Genomic DNA, 18,288 nt, shown 5'->3' with positions numbered 1-18,288 from the left:
TACGCCACTGTTATATATTGATATAAGAACATAACTGTACCCTATCATCGTACGCTATCCAAGAATCCAACCCCCGCTGATAACATGCTCGACAATCGGTGATGTTAGTCATAAATGGCAGCTTTAGACTTTAGTCTTATTGAAAGTATGAGAGCATTCCACTATTGTCGAAGGTATAGCATCAACGATGCAGTATACCGTCGTCGAATTTTCAAGGAGGAATGATGGCTGATCACGAAAACTACCAGGTTGCTATTGATATCCTACGCTGCCATCTGGGTATGTCAGCAGACGAAGCGCACAAAGAACTTGGTATTGAACCTACTGCTGGAAAAAAACTATCTGATACACAAGAAGCACTAATGGGACTTACCGGCGAGAGCTAAGCTTGACGTTCACCGAATTCCTTAAGCCTCCTCTTTTGAGGAGGTTTTTGTTTCTAACACGAAAAAAGTGTGACTCTCGTCACCAAATACAGCCTGCATTCAGCGTCCCTGCCGCATAATCACATCATACAACAATTAATGATAAATCTGCCTGTAGCTTTCGGTTGCGCTTATCGCGGTCAACCTGACTACAGCGGGTAAGGGTTCTATTATGCAATCGACTCTAATCAAAACAGAAAGCACCTCAGCTAATGTTCAACCATTACACCCATTGATTATTTCATCTGCATACTTTTTCGGAGTGGCCCTGCTACTTGCGGCTTCAGCGTTTGCTATCCACTTCGAGGTTATTAAGTACAACGGCAATATCGGTGAAAACTCACTAATCGAATACCTGCAGGAAGGCTACCTATTCGTTACAGCAAGCCTTTTTGCCGCAGTTGCAATCAAACACCGTGAGCAACGGGGCTTTGCCCTGCTGGTCAGTGCATTTTTCTCTGTCATCTTGATCCGGGAGCTCGACAGCCTGTTTGACCAGATTCAGCACGGCTTCTGGAAATACCCTGCGTGGATACTGGCAACTGTTGCTATCAGCTATGCGCTATCTCATAAGGAAACATCAATAAAACCACTAACCAACTACATCAGGCATAAAAGCTATGGATTGATGTTAGCCGGAATTGCAACCCTGTTCGTTTTTGCCCGCATCTACGGCATGAGTGACTTATGGCAGGGCGCCATGCAGGAAAACTACCTACGTTCAGTAAAAAACCTGGCAGAAGAAGGGGTGGAGCTGCTTGCATACAGCCTGATCGTATTCGCAGCTGCATGGTATTGCCTGCCTGAGCTATTCAGAAAGAACAAATAACATCTCATCATTGATGACAAATCCAGCCAATAAAAAACCCTGCCAATGTGCAGGGTTCTTTATATTAAAACTAGACGCGAAACTGTTTGCTAGTAACTGCTTTCAGCTACAGTCCCAGAGGTGAAAGGTCAATGTACTGTGACAAGTCACGCTTCTTAATGCCAGGCATATACGGGATCTCACCCAGCTTTTTCCCCGGCAGGTTCTCTTCCAGCATTCGGATAATCTCCGAATAGTTTTCAGTACCCGGATTAATGCGGTTTGCTACCCAGCCAACCAGCTCCAGGCCGTCATTCTTAATTGCTTCAGCAGTCAGAATGGCATGGCTTAAACAACCCAGCTTAACACCAACAACCAGTACAACCGGCAATTTCTCTTGCTTAACCCAGCTCGAAAGAAAATCAGTACGCGAAACCGGTACACGCCAACCGCCAGCGCCTTCTACCAGTACCACTTCAGATTTCGATTTAAGATGCTCCAGACCCTGAGACAAGATATCAAAGTTAATCACTCTGTCTTCCTGCTCGGCTGCCAGATGCGGTGACACTGCCGCTTCAAACGCATACGGGTTCACTTCATCATAGGCAAGCTCGACTACGGAAGCATCCTGAATATACAATGCGTCTGAGTTACGCATCCCCTCATCGGTCGGCGCACTGCCAGACGCAACAGGCTTATAACCCGCCATCTTAATGTTCGCGCTGCCAGCTGCGTGTAAAATTGCGCGAGAGGCAACAGTTTTACCGACTTCGGTATCTGTTCCTGCTACAAAGAAAGCGTTAGTCATTAATAATTACTCCAAAACAGACTTGGTATGTTGCCGGCAGTTGGCCATTCTCATCTCGGAACTCAGCATAAGCGCTCTCTAACGCCTGAATCGTTTTACGACCGGCCAAGCCTGCCTTGCGCTCCTGCTGCAGATGTGTAGCCCCTATCCCTTTCAGGTCTTTCATGAGTTCAACTGCCGTATTGTATTGCATCGTGATAGGCGTAAATTCTAGGCCATCGCTTGAACAGCCCGCTTGCGCCAGCGCAAGTTTTATCGCTTTTGGCGAAAGAAACTCATTTACATGTTGATACTGATCAACTTGCTGCCACGATTTAGCAAGCTCATACAGCGAACCGTCAGCCAGTGTCGAGAACAAGATCAAACCGCCGGGCTTAACCACTCGCTTCAATTCTGCAAGCGGTACCGACAGATCGTCACACCACTGCAGAGCCAGGCTGCTAAAGGCAATGCCGAACTGGTTATCCTCAAGCGGCAGATCCTCGGCATCGGCCTCGATATATGTCGCCATATCGCCACACCGCTTCTTAGCATGCTCCAACATCTGAACCGACAAATCCGCAGCACACACCTGATAGCCACGTTGCAGCAATTGCTCACTGAAATATCCCGTTCCACAACCAAGATCAAGTGCGCGGCTACCCACCTGACTGACAGCCGGAAGCTTGTCCAATAAAAGATGACCAACCTGGCGCTGGAAGGCTGCCGCTTTATCATAGTGCTTGGCCGCCCGGCCAAAAGCCTCTGCTATCGCTTTTTTATCCTGCGGCTGAATCTCATGCTGACCATGAGTGACTGCATTCATTCCGTTAGTCATGAATCACCTCATTAATAGCTGTTGCGAGCTTGTCGATATCTGCTCGGCTGTGCGCTGCGGTCAATGTAATACGTAGACGCGCACTATTGGCCGGAACCGTAGGCGGACGGATAGCACTCACCCAGATCCCCCGCTCTTTAAGCGCCTGGGAGGCCGCCATTGTTTTATCACTATCGCCAATGATCAATGGTTTGATCGGTGTTTGGGTTGCAACAAGATCCACATCCGAAGCAACACGTTCAGCAAGCCGGTCACCCAGATCTTGCAGCTTGTCCCGGCGCCATTGATCCGCTCGGATCAAAGAGCATGCCTTGCTTAGGGCAAACGCCTGTGCCGGCGGCATTGCCGTCGAATAAATAAAGTGACGAGCAAACTGGACCAGATATTCCGCCGTTTCCTCGTCGCATAATACTGCGGCCCCCTGCAAACCAAATGCCTTGCCAAAGGTGACAATCAACACATCGGCCTTGATCCCGGCGTGATCGCAACTACCGCTGCCTTGTTCACCCAAGACACCACAACCATGGGCATCATCTACCACTAGCCAGCTGTGATGATTGACGCACAGGCGTTTGATATCCGCCAGTGGCGACAAATCACCATCCATGCTGAAGACCCCTTCCGTTACCACCATACGGGCCGATTCAGGAGACTGTTGATTACTGCGCAAGAGAGTACGTTCGAGGGATGTCATGTCGTTATGAGTGAAGCGCCGCATGGTAGCCGGTGACAATATGCCCGCCTCCATCAACGAGGCATGATTCAGTTTGTCCTGAATCAGCACATCTTCCTTTTCCAGCAAGGTAAACAACAGTGCCTGATTGGCACTGAAACCGCTGTTGAAAAGCAACGCCCTGTCGTAGCCTAGCCAGTCGGCCAGCTGCGCTTCCAGCTCATGATGGGCAGAATGAAAGCCGGTCACCAGTGGTGAAGCCCCGCTCCCGGTACCGTAGAGACTCAAGCCTTGCTGCCAGGCCGCAATCAGCGCCGGTTCCTGAGCCAGACCAAGGTAGTCGTTGCTGGAGAAGTTAACAAGCGACTCACCCTGACAGTCGATCATCTGCTGGCGCCGGTCAAGACGAGTACGTTGGCGATACAACCCCTGAGCTTTACGATCACTCAGGGCTTGTGTAATACGGTGCTTAAAGCGAGGCATCGTAGAACAAATCGTCTTTTGACGGACGGGCTGCGACACGCTGAGCGACCTGGCCTAAAAGCTCTTGTTCTTGTATCTCATCCGGTTTTGCCGCTTGCTCCTGACGGTTGATACCGAGCTTGGCAAACAGCTGCATATCCTTATCTTCACCCGGGTTCGGTGTCGTCAGCAATTTACAGCCGTAGAAAACCGAGTTGGCACCCGCCATAAAACAAAGGGCCTGCATCTGCTCGTTCATATCTTCACGACCGGCAGACAAACGGACTGCCGACTTAGGCATAATGATACGTGCCACGGCGATAATCCGGACAAAGTCAAACGGGTCAACATCCTCTACCGACTCCAACGGCGTACCTTTCACCTTAACCAGCATGTTAATTGGCACACTTTCCGGGTGAACCGGCAGGTTGGCCAGCTCCACCAGCAGGCTTGCACGGTCACGCGAGCTTTCGCCCATACCGATAATGCCGCCCGAACAAATTTTCATTCCGGCGTCACGGACATGACTCAGGGTATCCAGGCGATCCTGGTAGGTACGGGTAGTGATAATATTGCCGTAATATTCCGGCGAGGTATCGAGGTTGTGGTTGTAGTAGTCAAGACCGGCACCAGCCAGCTCATCGGCCTGATCGCTAGTGATCATGCCCAGGGTCATACAGGTTTCCAGCCCCATGTCCTTTACACCACGGACCATATCAAGCAGATATGGCATGTCGCGCTCTTTCGGGTTTTTCCACGCCGCCCCCATACAGAATCGCGTCGCACCTGATGCCTTGGCCTTATTGGCCGCATCCAGCACGCGCTCGACTTCCAGCAGTCGCTCGCGCTCGACGTCGGTACGGTAATGGGCACTCTGCGGACAGTACTTACAGTCTTCCGGGCAAGCGCCGGTCTTGATTGAAAGCAAAGTACTAACCTGTACCTTATTCGGCTCATGATGCTGGCGGTGAACCTGCTGAGCTTCAAATACCAAGTCCATAAAGGGCTTGTCAAATAAGGCTTGAACTTCCTTGACGCTCCAGTCGTGACGTACTTCCACGTGTAATAACCTCTTTAGTCAGTGACTGTTTGGCAACTGGAAAACAAGTAGGGCCAGGCTAAACAGCGACTTTATTCATTCTGTTTTCATTTGAATCAAGACATTAAATATCGATCCAAACGGGTATCAATACTTGGCTAGTCTACTTCGAGTTAGTAAACTGTCAACTACCAACAAGGGCAAAGGTTTACATCTGTGCAAAATTTAATCAACCCAATTGATCTAGAATTTGACCAGCAGCACGTCTGGCATCCCTATACCTCGACACTCAACCCGCTCCCCTGCTATCCGGTAGAGAGTGCCGACGGCGTCTACCTTCAGCTAGAAGACGGCAGGAAGATAATTGACGGTATGTCTTCATGGTGGTCAACAATTCACGGCTATAATCATCCAGCACTCAATCAGGCCGCCAAGGCACAGATTGATAAAATGTCCCACGTCATGTTTGGCGGGATCACCCACCAGCCTGCCGTCGACCTCTGCAAGAAGCTGGTCGATATGACCCCGGCCCCCCTACAGCACGTATTCCTGGCCGATTCCGGCTCCGTTGCTGTAGAAGTCTCATTGAAAATGGCCCTGCAATACTGGCATGCCAAGGGAGAACGCCGTCCTAAATTTCTGACCGTCAAACATGGCTACCACGGTGATACCTTCGCTGCCATGTCGGTAACGGATCCCGACAATTCCATGCATAGCCTGTATAAAGGTTTCCTGCCGGAGCATATTTTCGCCCAGTCTCCCCAGTGTCGATATGACGCAGAATGGAACGAAGAGGATATCCAGGACTTCAAAAACAAGCTCGAAGCAAACCAGAATAAAATTGCAGCTGTGATCATCGAACCGATTGTTCAGGGTGCCGGTGGTATGCGGATCTACCACCCGACGTACCTGAAACGCGTTCGCGAGCTATGTGATCAATCAGGCATCCTGCTTATCGCTGACGAGATTGCCACCGGCTTTGGCCGAACTGGCAAGCTGTTCGCCTGCGAGCACGCCGGGATCAGCCCGGACATTATGTGTGTCGGCAAAGCACTGACCGGCGGCTACATGACACTTTCCGCCACCCTCACCACCAAGCATGTCGCTGATACAGTCTGTGGCGGGGAAGCCGGCTGCTTCATGCACGGTCCGACATTTATGGGCAACCCGCTGGCCTGTGCCGTTGCCAATGCAAGCCTTGAACTGCTGCTCCAGGGCCAGTGGCAGCAACAAGTCATCAACATAGAAAAACAGCTTGCTCGAGAGCTGCCGGAAATTGCTAAGCTAAATAAGGTGAAAGACGTACGCTGGCTGGGTGCAATCGGGGTGGTTGAGCTCTTTGAGCCTGTTGATATGGCAAAAATACAGAAGGATTTTGTAGACAACGGTGTCTGGATTCGCCCTTTTGGCACACTTGTCTACATAATGCCTCCATTTATCATTAAACCACAGGAACTTAGCCGCCTTACTTCCGCAATGTTACGAACTCTGCAGTAGTATCGAAAAGCAGACAATTTCCTAAAATTGTCTGCTTATACTTTTCACTAGCGTTACATCCATTAAATAACGTCAGTAAGGCTATGAATTATGCAGTTACCCCTTTTTCCGTTACAGCTGTATTTGTTACCGGGCGGTATCAGCAAACTCAGGATCTTTGAACCCAGATACACACGCCTGGTAAAACTTGCAATGGCGTCCGGAGATGGCTTCGGCCTGTGCATGAAAAACGGTGAAACACTTTGTCATTTCGGCACCCGAGCTATTATTACCGACTTTGAACGCCTTCCCGACGGCTTATTGGGCGTCACCGTCAAAGGTGTCGAAAAGTTTGTGATCAATGAACACTGGCAGGAGGATGATGGACTCAGGTTCGGTGATATCACCCTGATGAAGAACTGGTCTCCCACATTAATGAAGTTTGCCGACCGGGATATCGCAAACAGTCTCCGGGCCTTGTTTGAAGAATATCCGGAACATGCCACCAACTACCCCATTCCAGACTACGAGGACATGACCTGGGTATGCCAGCGCTGGCTGGAAATATTGCCTCTGGAAACAAACCAGAAGCAATGGTTTATGAGTAGAAGTGACCACCGGGCTGCGCTGTCTTTTCTACACAATATTATTGATGAACAACTAAAAAAAGAATAACACGAGATAGAGGATTTCTTGCTGTTATGTCTCAATCTCTGTCTACGGACGTGCCTATTCACAATGACAAGATTGAGATCCTCAGTTTCCGCTAGCATCAAAATAAGTTGCAGCTATCACCAAAGCACAAAACCAAAGCAACTACACTCCTACCCCCGGCCATCACGCGCCAGCCGACTATCGACCTGACGTCGGTACCACTGCGACAACCTTCGCCGGATAACCGGTAACGCAATAACGCAGGCCAGAGGCCTCAGCCACCAAATCTGCTGCAGTAGCAGGATATAGGCATCAAGCTCTCGATGAATCACCCCTTCGGCGTCCTCGACATGCAACTCCCTCAAGGCACGGGCGGGATCAATACCGCGATCCATTAAATAGGCATCCTGATCGGTTATATCAAACCAACTGACCTGATCAATGTGTTTGCCGAGCCAGATTTCATAACGCGCACGATCCTCAATGCAGCTCTTACAGGACCCATCGTAGTAAACAATTAGATGCGCTTTAGTCATGGTACCAACCTTAACAATCCAACAACGACTCAGGTGCTGTTTTAAATGTAGGAAAAAATGTCTAGTTTTAGCAGTAAATATCAATATTTGTAGTTAAATTACAACAAATCAGGCTTTTTATAATGATAACCATTCTTACCTATGTGAACATTCTGAAAATTTCGTTAAATTTTGAGCTTTTTGATTGGCAAACAATAGCAAAATGATTGTTTCCAAATCTCATCCAATAATAATCACACACTTTTAGTGCTGAATATAAGTCATTGATAATAATAAAAATCAGCTCAATGCTAATTTTAACATTCGGAGCAGAATCACAAACAATTTATTTGTCACACATATAACAAAACAAAAACAGATAGCCAGATTGATTTTCGCGCCTAGAATACTCCCCCCACAAGATTGCCGGTCACGACAACCTCTACCGACAATTAATAATTAGAAAAATAACTTCACAAACACAATCTGAACACCGACTAATAGAGTGGGATATAGAATGATAAACCTTGCAATATCTGTTGTACCGATTTTGCTTCTTATTTGGATGATGACCAAGAAAGATGCCCTACCTTCGCACATCGCGCTGCCTGTTACAGCGCTTATTATTGGCCTGCTACAACTCTTTTACTTTGGCACTGACATCACCCTGATCTCTGCCAATATTATTGCCGGCTCTTTGTCCGCAATCACCCCAATTTCAATTATTGCAGGCGCTATTCTTCTTAACCGTGTTATTGCCCTTTCTGGTGCCGAAGATGTTATCCGCCAATGGCTAGAAGGGATCAGCCGTAACCAAACAGCGCAGCTGATGATCATTGGCTGGGCCTTCGCCTTCATGATTGAAGGTGCGTCAGGGTTCGGTACGCCAGCCGCGATTGCTGCACCTATTTTGGTCGGTCTGGGTTTCAACCCACTGAAAGTCGCAATGCTGGCACTGGTGATGAACTCTGTTCCTGTCTCATTCGGTGCTGTCGGCACACCAACCTGGTTCGGCTTTAGCAGCCTTGGTCTGAATGAAGATGCACTGATGGAAACCGGCCGCCTGTCTGCGCTGCTTCATTCCATTGCCGCTTTCATTATCCCGGTGATCGCACTTAAGTTTGTTGTCAGCTGGCAGGAAATTCGCCGCAACCTGCTGTTTATCCAGCTGAGCGTACTTTCTTGTACCGTGCCTTATCTGCTATTTGCGCAGTGGAACTACGAGTTCCCGTCACTGATTGGCGGCGCAATTGGCCTCACGCTATCTATCCTGCTTGCGCGCTACAACATCGGGCTTGAAACACCAGAGTCAACATCAAGCGTTAAGACAGAGCAGATCCCTTTTAAAACCATTCTGAAGGCCATGAGCCCGACCCTGCTACTGATCCTTATTCTGATTGTCACCCGTATCCAGCAATTAGGTATCAAGGGAATGCTGACAGACAGCACACCACTATTTAACCTGAGCCTGGGCTTTAGTGATTTGAGTGTCAGCCAGGCGCTAATCATCAAACTGAGCAGTATCCTGGGCACCGAAACAAGCTGGGCATACAAGACGCTTTACGTACCGGCATTGATCCCTTTCCTACTGGTGGTACTCATCTCTATACCGGTACTAGGTATGCAGCGCAGCACTGTCAAACAAGCATTTACCGAAACAGCCAGCCGTATCAAAATGCCGTTTATTGCCCTTGTCGGCGCACTGATCATGGTTAAATTCATGATGATAGGCGGAGACAAGTCGCCAATCATGACGACCGGGCAGGCCTTCTCCAACCTAATGGGGGCCAACTGGCAGTGGGTAGCGTCTTACCTGGGCGCTCTGGGTGCGTTCTTCTCAGGCTCGGCCACTGTATCCAACCTGACCTTCGGCGGCATCCAGCAGACAATTGCCATGAATGTTGCCCTACCGGAAACAACGATTCTGGCCCTGCAATCCGTCGGTGCCTCGATGGGTAACATGGTTTGTATCAACAACATCATTGCTGTGTCGACCATTCTGGGTATCGCCAACAAAGAGGGCTACATCATCAAGCGAACCGTGGTGCCTATGGTGCTATACGGGGTGATTGTCGGCCTGGCAAGTGCCTTTGTCTAATCAGACAAACTTAAGTCGCAATCAGTGTTCAGCGTGAAATACCACGCTGAACACAAAGAATAACTACCACAATATAAACACGGGTAAACCGTCACTGGAGCAATATCATGAAGGTAAACTTTTTTGCCACCTGCCTGTGCGACACGGTAAAAGCCGAGGTTGCCAAAAAGTCTGTCGTGCTTTTGGAACAGCTTGGCTGCGAAATCATCTTCCCTGAAAAACAAGGATGCTGCGGACAACCTTCATTGAATAGTGGCTACATTGAAGGCAGCAAGCCAGCAATGAAAAACATGATTGCCGCTTTTGAAGAAAATGATCATCCAATCGTTACACCGGCTGGCTCATGCGCAGCCTCGATCAAACGCTATCCGGAATACCTTGCCACCGAACCAGAGTGGGCAGCCCGCGCACAGAAGGTAGCCGACCGCCTGTTCGAACTGACTCAGTTTATTGTCAACGAGCTGGGTGTCGAAAATGTCGGTGCCCGCCTGAAAGGCCGTGCCGTTTATCACCCGTCATGCAGCCTGATCCGCAAACTGGGCGTTCGCGAGGAACCGCTTCGCCTGCTGGCCAATGTCGAAGGCCTGGAAATGGTGCCAATCAAAAACCAGGAAACCTGCTGTGGTTTCGGCGGCACCTTCTCGGTCAAGATGTCCGAGATTTCCGGTGAAATGGTCAAAGAAAAGGTCCACCACATTAGTGAAGTCCAACCTGAGTACCTCATTGGCGCCGATATCAGCTGCCTGATGAACATTGGTGGACGTATGACCCGCGAAGGGCGTCCGGTAAAAGTACTGCACATTGTCGATGTGTTAATGAGTCGCTAAGAGGACGTTGTTATGTCAATGAAAACCAGCAATATCAAATTTAAAGACCGTATTGACGTCCAGATGCAAGACGACTTCATGCGCAAATCTGTGGCCAATGCCCAGGAACGCATGTTTACCAACCGTGCTATTGCCGCCGAGAAGCTCGGCAACTGGGAAGAGTGGCGCGAGATGGGCATGGATATCCGCAACCACGTTCTGGAAAACCTAGATTATTATCTCCAGCAGCTCAGTGACAATGTGCAGAAAAACGGCGGCCATGTATTCTTCGCCCGTACGGCCGAAGAAGCTACTGCCTATGTCGAAAACATTGTCCAGGAGAAAAATGCCAAGAAAGTCGTCAAATCAAAATCCATGGTGACGGAAGAGATTGGCCTAAACAAAATCATCGAACGCAATGAATGCGAAGTCGTTGAAACTGACCTCGGTGAGTATATCCTTCAGGTCGATGACTGCGATCCACCGTCTCATATCGTAGTACCTGCTCTGCATAAGAACCGGATGCAGATCCGTGATGTATTCAAAGAGAAAATTGACTATCAGGGCTCTGATGATCCGGAAGAGCTGACCCGCTATGTGCGCGACTATATTCGCCATGATTTCCTGGAAGCAGATATCGGCATTACCGGCTGTAACTTCGCCGTCGCAGAATCCGGCACGGTATCGCTAGTTACCAACGAAGGTAACGCCCGTCTGGCCACCAGCCTGCCAAAGACGCACATTGCCGTGATGGGCATGGAGCGCATTGTTCCGACCTTTGAAGAACTGGATATTGTTGTCAGCCTGCTATGTCGAAGCGCCGTTGGTCTCCCATTGACCGGCTACGTGACGGCCCTGACGGGCCCACGCGAGGACGAGCACTGCGACGGTCCAGAAGAGTTCCACCTGGTGATTATCGATAACGGCCGCTCCGATATTCTTGGCTCAGAGTTCAAGGACATCCTGCGCTGCGTTCGCTGTGCTGCCTGTGTTAACACCTGTCCGGCCTATCGCCATATCGGTGGTCAGTCGTACGGTTCTATCTACTCGGGTCCTATCGGAGCCGTGCTCTCGCCACTGCTTGGCGGCTATGACGACTTTAAGGATCTGCCATACGCCTGTAGCTTGTGCCGCGCCTGTCACGATGTATGCCCGGTGAAGATTCCGCTTTCGGATTTGCTGCTCAAGCATCGCCAGAAAATGGCGGAAAGCAAACAGACACCACTGCTGGAACGCGCCACTGTCGGTGCCTTTAACTTCATCAACGCCCGCCCTCTGCTATGGGGCAATACCGTAAAAGTGGGGGCAACAGTGGCCAGCGGCCTGATCCGAGACGGCAAGCTTCCGGTCAATGTCGGTGTCAGTGCGTGGACCGAATCACGCGACTTACCAGAGCCAGATGGCGAATCCTTCCGCAGTTGGTTCAAAAAACGTAACAAGGGATAAAGGTGGGAATTATGGCTAACAACGACTCAGAAAAAACAACGGTTCACCAGAGCGAACAGCGCATCTATAACCGCGACAGCTTTCTTGACAATATCGCCGAAAAGCTGGGCCGCGAGCGCAAAATAACGCCCGTCGAGCGCCCTGCACTAAAATACCGCTGTCATCATGATGTGATGGCCGATAAGAGTCAGGACGAGCTCAAAGCGGCGCTGATCCACTATACCGAAACAGCACTTGGTGCCCGTGCGATTGAAACGACCAAGGCCGAACTGGCTGCGACGCTTAAATCAGCCTGTCTGCATTACGTCAACAACGAAGAAGAGAATACCGAACGCCGGGACAGTGAAACCATACTGTCGGCGGATAAAAGGCTACTGGCTCTGGTTGATCCGTCTGATCTGGCCGACGAGCAGCACACCGTCCATGTCTGGGATCAGTCAGCAGGCTACGAGCCGAATATTACGATTTCCGAACGTGCGCAGGTCGGGGTGGTATTTGCCGAGCAGGCTCTGGCTGAGTCCGGCACTATGGTGCTCTATAGCAATCCGGCACAAGGCCGTGCAGTCAGCTTGTTACCGGAAGCCTCGGTCTTTGTGGTACCGAAGAGCGCGCTGATCCCGCGTCTGACCCAAGCAACAGCTGCCTTGCATGAAAAAGCCAAGAACGGCGAGCGGATCCCGTCTTGTGTTAACTTCATCTCGGGCCCAAGTTCAACCGCCGACATTGAACTTATCAAGGTAGTCGGAGTTCACGGCCCAGTCTACGCCACCTATATCATCATCGATGACATGTAGCCTGGTCTTCGTTTCCTGACACCGCCCTCCCTGCAAAAGATGCGACCGTATGGTCGCATCTTTTGTACATACCCAAGCTGCCTCAAGATGCAGGATTCAGAGTGAGCCAGCGTGTTCAGTTCAAGGAAAATGACGGTAGGAATGGCTATTTCCTTTCAACGTTATTTGACACAGAAATGAGTTCGCTGGCTCACTCCCAAAGGGCGAGTTTACTTAGCCACTATGCGTTGTTACCGATTATTAATTTAGAGCCACTAGATCTTCTAATCGCTGCCTAGCCTAGTGGCTAAGTAATTCTCGCTGAAACGAGCATCTTAAGGTAGCTTGGGTATAATGCTGTCAGTTTCGAGGAGTAACCGTTTCCATGCCCCAAATTGATGATCTCGTCTTATTTACCCAGGTGATAGAACATGGCTCGTTCAGCAAAGTAGCCGAGCTAAATACAATCACAAAGTCCGTTGTCAGCAAGCGGATCAGCAAGCTTGAATCCGAGCTTGGTGTCCAGCTTATCTACCGGACAACCCGAAAACTGACCCTGACCGAACCTGGTGAAGTCTTATATCATCGCTCCAAGGATATCCGCCAGATCGCTCATTCGGCATTCGATGCCGTGACCGGTTTTAGCGAAACACTTTCCGGCCATATCCGGATGTCAGTCCCGACCATTTCCGGCGAACTATTGCTGGCTGAGGCGGTGTCGGATTTTTGCCAGAAGCACCCCGGCATGACTGTCGATATGTCGCTGGACAACCATTTCGTTGACCTCTTGTCCGAGAACGTCGATCTGGTGATCCGTACCGGCTACCTCGAAGACTCCAGCCTGATCGCCCGCCATATTTTCAACTCGCGCTGGGTCATCTGCGCCTCACCGAAATACATCGAGCAATACGGTATGCCAATGACACCCAAGGCCCTCCAGCACCACAACTGCCTAGGCTACAACCAGCAGAGCACCGGCCCGTTCGACTGGCAGTTTATCCGTAACGGCGAACTCTATACGCTAAAAGTCGCCGGCAACTTCTCATCAGACAATGCCGCAGCACTGCGTAAATCAACCCTTGCCGGCAACGGCCTGTCCTACCTGCCTACCTGTCTAATTTATGACGACCTTCAGCAGGGTACCTTAGTTGAAGTGTTGCCGGAGCATGCCGGGAAGGTCGTCGGGATCTATGCGGTCTATCCGTACACCCGCAAACCGGCTAAACGTATTCAGGCACTGATCGAACATATCCGCGAGCGCTATCTGGAAATCAAGGACCGTTTCTAATCAGGTCCTTCTCAATGAGCGATTCAACAAAACCTTAAGCAAAAAAAGGCGAGCCTATAAAGCTCGCCATTTCAAGTCTCTAACCTCAGCAGATGTTATCTCTCGGGATTATGAACCGAGAGTTACGCTGCTGAATGCGACAAGGATTTTTTATTCTCCTCATCAACAATTTCCGTCAGGATCTGGGTAAAGATGTCACGCAGGTTATTCCAGTACTGACTGAAGCGGACTTCGTCACGCAGGAAGGTTGTCATTACCGCAGAACGCAGAATATACACCGAACCTTCGGTCTCCCACTCTTGCACATCAAATCCACGCTCTCGCACATAGATGCTCGGCGTATCGCCATACTCATCCACCGTCAGGGATGTTGATGAGGTGAGGAAATCTTTACTGTAGGCACGACCCGACGCATAAGAGCAGCGCTCATAAACACGCTGGTTCAGGCTATTGTGATCAGCCAGACTGTCATTGCCCAACTCTTTAAACGTAAAGTTGACCATATGAAAATCCGGATGCATCAGCGGTCGGACTTCAAAACTGCGCCCCTGAACAACAAACGGCTCAGCTGTAGCCAGCTTATTGGTAAACCAGTCTGCCGTTACAATACCGCGACCAATCACATGACCGTAGCCACTGATATTTAACGGCACCAGGCGGTGGGCAGCCCATACTGCCGCAGCTGTTGAGCCGGCTTTGGAGCCTTCCATAATCGAAGAGCCCAGCATCACCGGCTTGTCACCGGCATCCTGCTCATCGGACTCTTCAAATACATAGGCTGCATGATAGGAGATAAGATCAACAATGCGGCTATCTTTCATCGCAATCGCCCCGGCAGAGTATGGGATATACCCCACCTTGTGCGGATCGACAGTGATAGAGTCGGCTTCTGACATCGCCTGAAACGCCTCATACACATCACGCTTAGGCCAGACAACGCCCTCAGGGATGATTTCCTTACTGCGATAGCTATCAACCAGAGCGTCATAGTCCATGAACTGAGACTCTTCATCCAGGAACATAGAGCGGACATAGCCACCGTAGGCAGCATCGACATGAATATAGAACGAGCTGCCGTATCTCTCCTCGCATTCCTGGCGCAGTTTCACAACTTCATGAACGGCATCCACGGAACCTTCTTCGGTTGTCCCCACCACCGATACCATACCCAGAATTGGCGTACCTTCTTCCATGAGACGGAAGGTTATTTCACGCATTTTCTTCACGTCAGTACGGTAGTTGCTATCCACATCCAGCGGGACAATATGCTCCTGGCCCAGACCCAGAATATCCATGGCCTTCATCCAAGAGTAATGCTTCGATCGCGGCACCAGGAACTTGCCCAGCTTGCCCGGCTCAACGCCGACACCTCGTGCGGACAGCTCTCTAACCTGCTCGAAGATGCCACGTTTCTTCAGCTCATCAGTCAAATCCAGCACATCTGAAGTCTTCATGTTCAGCAATTGCTGTTCTGTTACACCTGCGACCAAATCTTTTGCGCCATCATGATGAGCCATCGCCAGCGGCATTGATTTCAGGTTTCTGGCAACCCATATCCCCTCGTAGTTGGCCACCGTGCCACCCGAGGTAATATGCCCCCACGACTTGCCGACGTCATAACCAAACATCTGGCAAAGGTCACGACCAGCCTCAAGCTCCAGATCCGTCGTTACAGGCGAGGCTTCAACCGCACAGTTATTTTGGTTGTACATCATCGTCATCACGTAGGCCAGATGCGACACCATGAGCGTATCGGCATTCATGTGACCTAGGTAGCGTGGTGAAAACCATGGAACGGACTTTGTTTTAAGGCGGGAAGACAAGTCGCGTAAGATATCCTCTGTACGGTATAAGGTATCGCGGAAATCTGGTTGATACTGGCAATGCGGAGTCACCAGAGCCGAATCTTCCGGGTGGAAGCCAGAGCGCCAATGCATATGCTCTGTTATGGCATATTCCATCATCTCTTTATAGAAAACCCGGTTCTCAGATTTAGGCCCCAGGAAAAGGGCATCGACATTTACATCTTTGTTCATAATAAACCCATACTGTAATCGTTTGGAAAACCAATGAAATGGTCCGTGACCATGCATCTGTTGGTCCTCGTTTCCACACTACAATCCAAATTCAGGCAGAGACTTATTCCCTCCGCCAAATCACAAGGTCTGATCGTTTTTCGAAGATTAATGTAATAGCAATCAACAGCAGTTCATCACCACGACCATGACTCAACGCCAAATCTGCCACCTCGAAATAGCAGGTAGCATAACTAATCTAAGGCGTTACTAATTCGAAGACTTCTTAACTCGGAATTGGCAGCGATTCTACCGCAATGATCGAGACTTATATATGCAACAAGAAAGGTAAATAGGCATTTTGTAAATCTGGGTGACCAAGTTGTGGGCTTTATCACTAAAAACAACTCAAAACTCAAATATTAAATCCGGCCTTTGGGCTTATAGGCCGGATTTTTTACTATTAAGACATCTTACTGACACATCTTAAAGCAATTTCTTCGTCTGGCTTTGTCATCTTCTGGCTTGTCAGCGCCTGATTAATGTCTGATAGCACTAAGGACGAATATGCTCAAAGTCTACTGTCACTTTTTGTAAGCCCTCGAAGCCAGCTAACGTCTTACCCTGGCTAACCTGAACAATATCAGCTTTATAGTAGTAAGGCTGCAGTGCCCCTTCATATTTAGGCGACAAGGCATAATACAACCGAGCTGGCTTTTCATAAGCTGCCTGGGCGCCAAGATAGCCAACCAAGGCATGCTCAAACTGATGATAACCATTGCCCCAGTGGAATTGCTTAGGTGCCCCTACTCCGCCATATTGGTGGTCAACCCAAGCATCAAAATAGGTGTTGAGGGTAAAGTTGAGCTGCTGGCTGGTGCTGCCCGGCTCGAGCATGTTGAGTGTCACCGCGGCCTGATCCAACTCTGCCCACTGCCAGGAAGAGATATACCAGTTATACTGGCCGCTTCGCCAGGTCAGAATTTCCGGCAACGTCTGCCACTGGCTATATAGTTTTTCAGACAAATATGGCTTCATCTGAGGCGGAGTCATCCCATATGCCGCACGCTGTAACGTCAGTGCCATCCCTTTGCGCCCCAACAGCTCCCAGTCAGGTTGCTGCAGATAGCGGCCAACCAGGTAAGTCATCCAATACGCCTTGATGGTGTGGCCGTAATCATTGTGTCGGGCAGTCACCATTTTCACCGCCTTATGGTGAATAGCACCATAAAAGCGCAGCTCATCTTCGGAATGGTATTGCGCCAGCATCTGCTCGGTTAGCCAATACAAATCCTGACGCCATTTCTGGCGGGCAGGCTCCGGCAACAACGGTGTGACCAGTAGTAGGTAAGCATTGATTTGATCCAGCTGGGCTACGAGCTCCTGCTGCTTGCGGTATTGATCGTCTCCGTCTTCGATAACCCAGAACAACTGGTTGGTCGCCTTATCGCGATACTGACTAAATATAAACTGCTGTTGCTCGATCAAGGCCTGCTCGACCACAGGGTCACGGGTGAGGTAATAATAGAAAGCCAGCCCCACGATAGCATAGGCCTGATCCTGAGAGGTCCGCTGCTGCCAGTTCAGGCCGGGCTTACCGTTTTCGCGAAAGCTGATCATACCGCCATTGCGCTGATCCCTGAGCGTTTCCAGCAAATAATCAACGCCTGCCTTGGCCAGCTTCAGGGCTTCAACGTCACCGGTCAAATGGTAAAGCACACCATAGGCGTAGATTTGCCGTGACTTCATCCGGGTATAGTCGCGAGAAAAATGACTACGGATCCAATCCTGATTGAGCTCATTACAGGGAGCATCTGTATTAAGCAACGCACCGTTATCACAGCGGAAAGTCGGAAAATTTCCGATCGGGGTGCCTTTGGCGGTATCCATCATCCAAAACGGACGTAAACCGTTCTCAACATGTTCAAGCCATCGCTCACCGGTCGGTAACGGCAAACTCTCTGACGGGCTCACTCCCGACAAGCTTTTTTCTGACACACTTTGTGCCATCACCGGTACTTGAAACAACCAGAAGGCACTCAGAATAAACAATAGCCCCCGGATAGGAGCCTGTACCCAAGCGTTCATGATAATCCTTTATATTTATCTAATAAAATCAATAGATAATATAATGACAAGGGCCTGCACAAACTGTCTTCAAGCTCACAGCTATAAGGTCTTTGAT

16 protein-coding genes are annotated in these 18,288 nt (G+C 49.8%); 9 read left to right on the top strand and 7 right to left on the bottom strand.

All coding sequences use genetic code 11. The annotated features are described in order from the left end of the window. Positions 1 to 224 precede the first annotated feature (224 nt). Positions 225 to 386 (top strand): hypothetical protein, encoded by a 162-nt coding sequence (locus tag L4D19_RS25015; protein WP_428454701.1) that lies wholly within the window; start codon positions 225 to 227, stop codon positions 384 to 386. Positions 387 to 597: 211 nt separating this feature from the next. Further along, positions 598 to 1,254 carry a hypothetical protein gene (locus L4D19_RS25010; protein ID WP_428454700.1) on the top strand — a complete coding sequence of 219 codons (657 nt, stop codon included), beginning with the start codon at positions 598 to 600 and terminating at the stop codon, positions 1,252 to 1,254. 106 nt (positions 1,255 to 1,360) lie between these two features. On the opposite strand, the gene bioD is transcribed toward L4D19_RS25010, so the two are convergent. From bioD to bioB, 4 genes are read right to left on the bottom strand one after another with little or no spacing between them, the layout of a single operon-like run. Further along, a complete protein-coding gene (bioD, locus tag L4D19_RS25005; RefSeq protein ID WP_428454699.1) occupies positions 1,361 to 2,041 on the bottom strand; it encodes a dethiobiotin synthase in 681 nt (226 codons plus the stop codon). After that, positions 2,034 to 2,858 (bottom strand): malonyl-ACP O-methyltransferase BioC, encoded by an 825-nt coding sequence (gene bioC, locus L4D19_RS25000; RefSeq protein WP_428454698.1) that lies wholly within the window; start codon positions 2,856 to 2,858, stop codon positions 2,034 to 2,036. Before bioC ends, bioD begins: the two co-directional genes overlap by 8 nt. After that, positions 2,851 to 4,014 (bottom strand): 8-amino-7-oxononanoate synthase, encoded by a 1,164-nt coding sequence (gene bioF / locus L4D19_RS24995; protein WP_428454697.1) that lies wholly within the window; start codon positions 4,012 to 4,014, stop codon positions 2,851 to 2,853. Before bioF ends, bioC begins: the two co-directional genes overlap by 8 nt. Beyond that, on the bottom strand, positions 4,001 to 5,053 hold the full coding sequence (gene bioB / locus L4D19_RS24990) for a biotin synthase BioB (protein WP_160648263.1): 1,053 nt from the start codon (positions 5,051 to 5,053) through the stop codon (positions 4,001 to 4,003). Before bioB ends, bioF begins: the two co-directional genes overlap by 14 nt. Before the next feature lie 216 nt (positions 5,054 to 5,269). On the opposite strand from bioB, the gene bioA reads away from it, so the two are divergent. Further along, positions 5,270 to 6,529, top strand: coding sequence for an adenosylmethionine--8-amino-7-oxononanoate transaminase (gene bioA / locus L4D19_RS24985; RefSeq protein WP_428454747.1), 1,260 nt, complete (start codon positions 5,270 to 5,272; stop codon positions 6,527 to 6,529). 90 nt (positions 6,530 to 6,619) lie between these two features. Then, positions 6,620 to 7,183, top strand: a complete 564-nt coding sequence (locus L4D19_RS24980) for an LON peptidase substrate-binding domain-containing protein (protein ID WP_428454696.1) — start codon at positions 6,620 to 6,622, stop codon at positions 7,181 to 7,183. Between the two features lie 149 nt (positions 7,184 to 7,332). Here the strand turns inward: L4D19_RS24980 and L4D19_RS24975 are convergent, their stop codons facing one another. After that, positions 7,333 to 7,698, bottom strand: a complete 366-nt coding sequence (locus L4D19_RS24975) for a DCC1-like thiol-disulfide oxidoreductase family protein (protein WP_428454695.1) — start codon at positions 7,696 to 7,698, stop codon at positions 7,333 to 7,335. A gap of 496 nt (positions 7,699 to 8,194) precedes the next feature. On the opposite strand from L4D19_RS24975, the gene L4D19_RS24970 reads away from it, so the two are divergent. From L4D19_RS24970 to L4D19_RS24950, 5 genes are all read left to right on the top strand, one after another. Next, on the top strand, positions 8,195 to 9,775 hold the full coding sequence (locus L4D19_RS24970) for an L-lactate permease (protein WP_428454694.1): 1,581 nt from the start codon (positions 8,195 to 8,197) through the stop codon (positions 9,773 to 9,775). Between the two features lie 107 nt (positions 9,776 to 9,882). Continuing rightward, on the top strand, positions 9,883 to 10,602 hold the full coding sequence (locus L4D19_RS24965) for a (Fe-S)-binding protein (protein WP_428454693.1): 720 nt from the start codon (positions 9,883 to 9,885) through the stop codon (positions 10,600 to 10,602). 12 nt (positions 10,603 to 10,614) lie between these two features. Further along, complete coding sequence (locus tag L4D19_RS24960; protein WP_428454692.1) at positions 10,615 to 12,027, top strand: LutB/LldF family L-lactate oxidation iron-sulfur protein; 1,413 nt, start codon at positions 10,615 to 10,617, stop codon at positions 12,025 to 12,027. 11 nt (positions 12,028 to 12,038) lie between these two features. Then, positions 12,039 to 12,821, top strand: coding sequence for a LutC/YkgG family protein (locus L4D19_RS24955; RefSeq protein ID WP_428454691.1), 783 nt, complete (start codon positions 12,039 to 12,041; stop codon positions 12,819 to 12,821). A 364-nt stretch (positions 12,822 to 13,185) separates the two neighbouring features. Then, positions 13,186 to 14,088: a LysR family transcriptional regulator gene (locus L4D19_RS24950; RefSeq protein WP_428454690.1), complete on the top strand. Its 903-nt coding sequence runs from the start codon at positions 13,186 to 13,188 to the stop codon at positions 14,086 to 14,088. Between the two features lie 122 nt (positions 14,089 to 14,210). Here L4D19_RS24950 and L4D19_RS24945 read toward each other — a convergent pair whose 3' ends face one another. Together L4D19_RS24945 and L4D19_RS24940 are read right to left on the bottom strand one after the other, a co-directional pair. Continuing rightward, positions 14,211 to 16,124: a pyridoxal phosphate-dependent decarboxylase family protein gene (locus tag L4D19_RS24945; RefSeq protein ID WP_428454689.1), complete on the bottom strand. Its 1,914-nt coding sequence runs from the start codon at positions 16,122 to 16,124 to the stop codon at positions 14,211 to 14,213. Between the two features lie 534 nt (positions 16,125 to 16,658). Next, positions 16,659 to 18,113 carry an AGE family epimerase/isomerase gene (locus L4D19_RS24940; protein ID WP_428454746.1) on the bottom strand — a complete coding sequence of 485 codons (1,455 nt, stop codon included), beginning with the start codon at positions 18,111 to 18,113 and terminating at the stop codon, positions 16,659 to 16,661. Positions 18,114 to 18,288: the final 175 nt, after the last annotated feature.

This window comes from Photobacterium kasasachensis, assembly GCF_050336885.1.
GTDB classification, from domain to species: domain Bacteria; phylum Pseudomonadota; class Gammaproteobacteria; order Enterobacterales; family Vibrionaceae; genus Photobacterium; species Photobacterium kasasachensis.
Note: the sequence above shows the minus strand (reverse complement) of the source record. Positions and strands in the feature narration are given on the sequence as shown.

What these genes read in the sequence shown, in the direction of transcription:
- L4D19_RS25015 (WP_428454701.1), top strand. Translation starts at nt 225, where the DNA reads ATGGCTGATCACGAAAACTACCAGGTTGCTATTGATATCCTACGCTGC.
- L4D19_RS25010 (WP_428454700.1), top strand. Translation starts at nt 598, where the DNA reads ATGCAATCGACTCTAATCAAAACAGAAAGCACCTCAGCTAATGTTCAA.
- bioD (WP_428454699.1), bottom strand. Translation starts at nt 2,041, where the DNA reads ATGACTAACGCTTTCTTTGTAGCAGGAACAGATACCGAAGTCGGTAAA.
- bioC (WP_428454698.1), bottom strand. Translation starts at nt 2,858, where the DNA reads ATGACTAACGGAATGAATGCAGTCACTCATGGTCAGCATGAGATTCAG.
- bioF (WP_428454697.1), bottom strand. Translation starts at nt 4,014, where the DNA reads ATGCCTCGCTTTAAGCACCGTATTACACAAGCCCTGAGTGATCGTAAA.
- L4D19_RS24980 (WP_428454696.1), top strand. Translation starts at nt 6,620, where the DNA reads ATGCAGTTACCCCTTTTTCCGTTACAGCTGTATTTGTTACCGGGCGGT.
- L4D19_RS24975 (WP_428454695.1), bottom strand. Translation starts at nt 7,698, where the DNA reads ATGACTAAAGCGCATCTAATTGTTTACTACGATGGGTCCTGTAAGAGC.
- L4D19_RS24970 (WP_428454694.1), top strand. Translation starts at nt 8,195, where the DNA reads ATGATAAACCTTGCAATATCTGTTGTACCGATTTTGCTTCTTATTTGG.
- L4D19_RS24965 (WP_428454693.1), top strand. Translation starts at nt 9,883, where the DNA reads ATGAAGGTAAACTTTTTTGCCACCTGCCTGTGCGACACGGTAAAAGCC.
- L4D19_RS24960 (WP_428454692.1), top strand. Translation starts at nt 10,615, where the DNA reads ATGTCAATGAAAACCAGCAATATCAAATTTAAAGACCGTATTGACGTC.
- L4D19_RS24955 (WP_428454691.1), top strand. Translation starts at nt 12,039, where the DNA reads ATGGCTAACAACGACTCAGAAAAAACAACGGTTCACCAGAGCGAACAG.
- L4D19_RS24950 (WP_428454690.1), top strand. Translation starts at nt 13,186, where the DNA reads ATGCCCCAAATTGATGATCTCGTCTTATTTACCCAGGTGATAGAACAT.
- L4D19_RS24945 (WP_428454689.1), bottom strand. Translation starts at nt 16,124, where the DNA reads ATGAACAAAGATGTAAATGTCGATGCCCTTTTCCTGGGGCCTAAATCT.
- L4D19_RS24940 (WP_428454746.1), bottom strand. Translation starts at nt 18,113, where the DNA reads ATGGCACAAAGTGTGTCAGAAAAAAGCTTGTCGGGAGTGAGCCCGTCA.